This is a genomic window from Methylobacterium sp. E-066, from assembly GCF_022829635.1.
Lineage (GTDB): Bacteria > Pseudomonadota > Alphaproteobacteria > Rhizobiales > Beijerinckiaceae > Methylobacterium.
Genome location: NZ_JAKSYO010000155.1, coordinates 1 through 5,354 on the forward strand (window position 1 = coordinate 1; position 5,354 = coordinate 5,354).

Annotated in this window: 7 protein-coding genes; 1 reads left to right on the forward strand and 6 read right to left on the reverse strand. The window is 63.8% G+C overall.

Going from position 1 to position 5,354, the window contains the following annotated elements:
* Both MKL20_RS21120 and MKL20_RS21125 read right to left on the reverse strand, forming a co-directional pair.
* Nucleotides 1-772: EAL domain-containing protein (locus tag MKL20_RS21120; protein WP_244038321.1), on the reverse strand; the 772-nt coding region annotated here is incomplete at its 3' end.
* 421 nt (nt 773-1,193) lie between these two features.
* Complete coding sequence (locus MKL20_RS21125; protein ID WP_244038322.1) at nt 1,194-2,696, reverse strand: sensor domain-containing diguanylate cyclase; 1,503 nt, start codon at nt 2,694-2,696, stop codon at nt 1,194-1,196.
* A 253-nt stretch (nt 2,697-2,949) separates the two neighbouring features.
* Here MKL20_RS21125 and MKL20_RS21130 point away from each other — a divergent pair, with 253 nt between their 5' ends.
* A complete protein-coding gene (locus tag MKL20_RS21130; RefSeq protein ID WP_243962809.1) occupies nt 2,950-3,201 on the forward strand; it encodes a hypothetical protein in 252 nt (83 codons plus the stop codon).
* 90 nt (nt 3,202-3,291) lie between these two features.
* Here MKL20_RS21130 and MKL20_RS21135 read toward each other — a convergent pair whose 3' ends face one another.
* From MKL20_RS21135 to MKL20_RS21150, 4 genes are all read right to left on the reverse strand, one after another.
* Nucleotides 3,292-3,546: a DUF2934 domain-containing protein gene (locus MKL20_RS21135; RefSeq protein ID WP_243962810.1), complete on the reverse strand. Its 255-nt coding sequence runs from the start codon at nt 3,544-3,546 to the stop codon at nt 3,292-3,294.
* Complete coding sequence (locus tag MKL20_RS21140) at nt 3,543-4,253, reverse strand: sigma-70 family RNA polymerase sigma factor (RefSeq protein ID WP_243962811.1); 711 nt, start codon at nt 4,251-4,253, stop codon at nt 3,543-3,545. The genes MKL20_RS21135 and MKL20_RS21140 overlap by 4 nt, the downstream gene beginning before the upstream one ends.
* Nucleotides 4,254-4,297: 44 nt before the next feature.
* Nucleotides 4,298-5,137 carry a helix-turn-helix domain-containing protein gene (locus MKL20_RS21145; protein WP_244038323.1) on the reverse strand — a complete coding sequence of 280 codons (840 nt, stop codon included), beginning with the start codon at nt 5,135-5,137 and terminating at the stop codon, nt 4,298-4,300.
* On the reverse strand, nt 5,137-5,354 hold a 218-nt coding region (locus tag MKL20_RS21150; RefSeq protein ID WP_409568178.1), incomplete at its 5' end, for an oligopeptide/dipeptide ABC transporter ATP-binding protein. The genes MKL20_RS21145 and MKL20_RS21150, both read right to left, overlap by 1 nt.

A 5,354-nucleotide genomic window follows, 5' to 3' on the forward strand; every position in this document is an offset into this window, starting at 1 on the left:
CGAGAGCTTCTGTCGACAAGGCGGAGGAGGCGGGGAAACGGACCGCGGGCAGGCTGGCCACCGCGGGCTTGGCGAAGAGGTAGCCCTGGAACAGCTGGATCCCGGCTGCACGCAGGGCGGTCAGCTCCGCTTCCGTCTCGATGCCCTCGGCGATCACCGCCACGCCCAGCTGGCGCGCCATCATGATCACGCCGGCGACGATGGTCTGCCGTGCTGGTGAGGTCGCGATCCCCCGGATCAGCTCCATGTCGAGCTTGATGAAATCGGGCTGGAAGCTCGCCAGCAGGTTGAGCCCTGCATAGCCCGCGCCGAAGTCGTCAAGGGCGGTCGCGAAACCCTGCTTGCGGTATTCGGAGATGATCCGCTGGACGTGGGGCACGTCGGTCATGCGCTCGTTCTCGGTGAACTCGAACATGATCTGCCGGCGCGCGAAGCCGACGCGGCGGGCAGCGTCGAGCGTTGCACGGATACAGGCAGCTGGCTCGTAGACCGCGTTCGGCATGAAGTTGATGGACAGCCGAGTTTCGTCGTTCTGGAAAAGAGATCCGGCGAGTTCGATCGCCTTGACGCGGCAGGCTTGATCGAACTTGTAGCGGTTAAGCTCGTCGACCATCCCAAGGATCTGGCCGGCGCCTTGCCCTTCCGTGCCCCTGACCAGAGCCTCGTAGCCCCAGACAGCGCCTCGACTGACATCTACGATGGGATGGAACGCCATCGTGAAGGCAAACGGCAGCGGTTCACCGTCCCGGCAACCTTGGCATCCGGTTTTCATAGATCTACTCTAGCGCGCGCCGCTCTCTATCGAGTCCATGAGACGCCTTATCGGATTAATTATTGCTTAAATCTGTTTTAAATCGGAGTTTTGTACGAATTCGTACCGATACAAGAAAACCTATTACCTACAAAATCCGCTCTGAAAGTTACTAACCTGGATTATAAACGGCTTGAGGCTACTCAGCTCGCGGATGAGCGCCCCCTCTGGCCTCAGGAAGCAACCCTTTATACGTTTCGCCCGCCGCACGTCAGCCCGAATTGGGTACACAGGGCAAGGCACAAGGCCTGATCGCCATGCGCCGGATTGCAGGCGCTCTGGTCGTCCCTTTCAGCCGCTGAATAGGAGTACCGGGGGAGTGGCCAGGGTAGTGGTCAGCCGCTGATCGAGAACGGTGTTACCTCGCCCTGAAGCGGCTTGATCAGCTCACGAGGCGCAGGACCTTCTTGCTCGAGTCGGCAGCATGAACCTGGTTCCGGCCTGCGTTCTTGGCCGAGTACAGCGCCGCATCCGCCTTGGCGACGAGCGCTACCGCATTGTGCGCCAAGACCTCAGGAACGCTGGCCACGCCACAGCTTACCGTGAGCACCGCGTGTGGACCCTCAGCATGAAGCATGGCCCAGCCCATCACCGACATTCGGATCCGCTCGGCGACGACTTCAGCGCCTGCCATATCAATTTCAGGCAAGATCACCGCGAACTCCTCACCGCCGACGCGACAGGCCGTGTCGGTCTTGCGGTTGGCGGCCGACCTGATCGAGCCGGCGATCAGGCGAAGCGCCTCGTCGCCGCGCTGATGGCCGTAGGTGTCGTTGAAGCTCTTGAAACAATCCGCGTCGACTAGGATCAACGACAGCGGCCGGCGACTCCGTATAGCCCGGTCCCATTCCTGCGCCAGCGCCTCATCGAAGCGCCGCCGATTGCCGAGGCCGGTTAGGGCATCCGTGGTCGCCTGTTCCGCCAAGAGGGTATTAGCGGCGACCAGCCTTGCCTCAGCCTGCTCGCGTCGGCCTAGTTCGCGACGCAGCAGCCAAGTCAGGCTAGCTGTGACGCCGCAGAGGCTGAGCAGCACCATGCCGAGGCCGAGGGCTCGATGCCACCACTCGGCGTAGATCGCGGACGGTGCCACGGCGATGCTGAGGGTGAGGGGCTCCATGCCGAGGTGCGCAAAGGTAAACCGCCGCTCGCCCTCGCCAACCATTGCGGGTCCGACGAAGTTGCCCTCGCGCATCGCAATCATGCGGCGGTAGCTCGAGGTCTCGGCCACGCTCGTACCGATCACGCTCTGATCGAACGGCTCCCGCATCAGGATGACGCCTTCCGGTCCGTAGAGTGTCACGGTCCCGGCATGCTCGGCGTCGACCGAGGCGAACAGGCTGCGCAGATAGTCGAGCTTGATGCCACCGACCACGACCCCGGCGAAGGAACCGTCCGGGTTCGACAGGCGGCGAGAGAACATGACCATCCGCTGTCCGCTGACACGCGAGATGGCAGGCGGGCTTACATGCAGGCCGTCGTCGTCTGGATGGGCAACGAAGTGACGGAAGTACTCGGTATCAGACCGATCAAGTCCTTTCGGCGCCGTTTGGCTCGATCCGGAGACGATAATGCCACGCGCATCGAGAAGCAGCAGAAAAGCGAAGCCAGGCGCCGATGCGGCACGATCAAACAGGATCAGCTGGCGCAACTCGGATGACGCCTGTGCAACGTCCGTTCGGCCGAGGCCCTCGACAACCGCCAGCAGTGACAGGTCATAGAGCTCAACGTTGCGAGCGATATCGCGGCCGAGCACCTGCACAAGGCTGTTCGCGGTCAGCTGGCTGCGACGCTCCGCGTCCGTGCGCATCTGCCAGAGAAGAAGCGCCGCCACGCTGATCAAGCCAGCGGCGGTTATGAGGTTGGCGAGAACCAGCCATCGAGCCAAGGATGGTCCAAGCCATAAGCGGTCAGGGCGCCCTGGCGGGCTGGTCTCGACGTGCACCACCTCAGGCCTGCGTGGCATAAAGATCCCAGCGCACTAAGCCATGGATCAATTGCCAATCGCTTAGCGAGATGATGACAATTTGTACGGTAGAAAACGTTGGCGGCGGCGGTGGTGCTAAACGTCCTTGCAGGATCTGCCGATAGTCGTAACATTTGCGTGAAGATAACAGAGGCAGCGAGATCGGACGCGTCCGATGGACGAGAACGAGGAGCGGCGGCAGGTCCTGCTGCACAACCTCGCGACACATGCTGGCCCGGCGCGCGGCCGGCTGCGTTTATCCTTGCCGAACGCGGCAAGTCTGGCTGGGCTCGCTCCTGAGGCTCTAGAGACCATTGAGAGCGGCAGTGACGGCACGTTCTCGCTCGCCGTGCTGACGCAGCTTGCCCTGTTCCTTGGGCTTAGTGAGCTAGGCCTGCCACGTCCTCCGCCGCCGGGGATGCGCTAATCGTGCTCCAGGTTGGGATACTCATTGCTGCACCCAACACCGATGGCTGATTGGGCTATGGCTCGAACGCCTTCAGCGCGGTGTGTTTTCTCAGTGCGTCGTCTCTTCTGACGTGGTGGAGCTTTTGCTCGCTGGGCTGCTAGCGTCATCCGCGGCGGCTCCAGCACGGTCTCCGAGCATCGCCCACCGTTCCGCCTTCAGCTCGCGCTCAGCCATGAACCAGAACTGCAGGTCGTAGCCCTCAGGCCGATGGTGTCGGTCCCACAGATCGTAAGCACGCTCACGGATCTCATCGATTGACGCTACGGGCTCGGCGCGATCATTCGTAGAGGGATCCCGGCTCATTCGCTGACTTCGCCTGATCCGCCGAGCGCCGAGAGCATCACCCCGTCAGTCCCGATCTCGGAACCGCTATAGCCGAGCATCCGCGCAAGCTGATCGCGGGCGCGCCAGACCCGGCTCTTCACGGTGCCAACTTGGCAGTCCATGATCGCTGCAGCCTCCTCGTAACTAACGTTCTCGATGGCTACGAGGACCAGCGCCTCTCTCATTACCGGCGCGAGCCGGTCGAGGGCGGCGCGCACGTCCTGAAGGTCGAGGTGGCCCGCCTGATCAGGCGGGCTGGCAAGCCGGGCGGTGTAGCTCCCATCCTCGTCCTGCACCTCACGCGACCTGCGTTGACTGCTGTAGAAGACGTTGCGCAGGATCGTGAAGATCCAGGCCTCGAAGTTCGTACCCTGCTCGAAGCGTGCTCGTGCGCGCCAAGCTCGCATAAGCGCGTCCTGCACAAGATCGTCGGCCGCCGTAGGGTCTCGAGCGAGCGAGACGGCGAAGCGACGCAAGGCCGGCACTACAGCGAGCAGCAGCGCCTTAAACTCGGCGGCCTCGCGATCGTCTGCTCCTTCAAAGGCTGTATCAAGCTTGGCCAACAGCTCGGCAAAGCGATCCGCGGCGCTCAGCTCGGCTATGTCCTGTGCGTAGGCAGTCGCCAGCAGGCTGCCGAGGTGTCTCTGGATCTCATCCGAGAGAGTGGGCTCGGATTCGCGCGACATCGTTCGAAACCTATGCGTTCGATAAACCGGTCGACCACATACACTCACGGCATAGCTCGGCCAGTGCGACCAACCGCGCGGATTCTCAGCTGGCCTGATCCATCGAGGTCGCCAGCCGCTTGTCGGCAGCCCTTCTTCGGTTCCGTTTTCCCCGATTCTGACAGGGCTAGAACTTCAGTAGGCGTGCGGTTCGCGGATTTGCACCCTCCCCCCTGTGCCGGTGAGGCGGAGGCGGACGATCCAAGTTTAGATAGCGGGTCGCGGGTCCGCGCCAGCCGCAGCCATGCGGTCCACTCGGGCGAGACGATACGGACGATGTTGGTGTCGTTGCGGAAGCCGGTGATCTGGCGCTCCTCAACGGTGAGCAGCCCGAGCTTTCGGGCCTCGCGGATGGCGTTGCGGACCGTGGTCTCGGCCACTCCCGTGACTGCGGCGACGTTCGGCACCGACAAGCGGCAATCCTTCCGACGCACGACCTCGGCGGCCACGAGGGCGAGGACCGCCTGCTCAGCCAGCGTGAACCGGGCCGCGAGGCCCGGCGGAAGGCGGCCAGAAGCGGCCCAGCGGCGGCGGCGCTCCATCGAGGCATCCGTGCGCGGACGCGAGCCGACGGCTCTCCTGGGGCTTCCTGAGCGATTTGGGGGCGAAAGTGTCAAGCCAGCGTCGGCTGTTGCCGTTGGGTTCGGGCTCTGTCCTGATTTCTGTCCACTTCCGAACGAGCGCCGGGCGTCAATAAACTCAGACAGGCTCTCGGCCTCGGTCTCCGTGATCTTCCCGTCGCTGTAGGCGCGCCACAGCGCAGCCGTGATGGCGGGCAACGCGGCGCGCGTAGCCCCCTCCGCCTGTCGACGCCGCGCCGCGCCTTGCGCCAAATCACAAAACATCATGCCGCGAGGGCGTCCTTGGGCGCGTAGTGGCAGGCGGCGAGGTGGGCCGGGGCCTTCGGCTCCAGGGCCGGGACGTAGATGCGGCACAGGTCGGTCACGTCCGGGCAGCGGCCGGCGAAGACGCAGCCCTCGATCCGCTGCTTCAGGCTCGGGACCATGCCGGGGATCTCGGCGAGCCGCTCGGTGGCGCCGTGCTCGACCGCGCCGAGCTTGG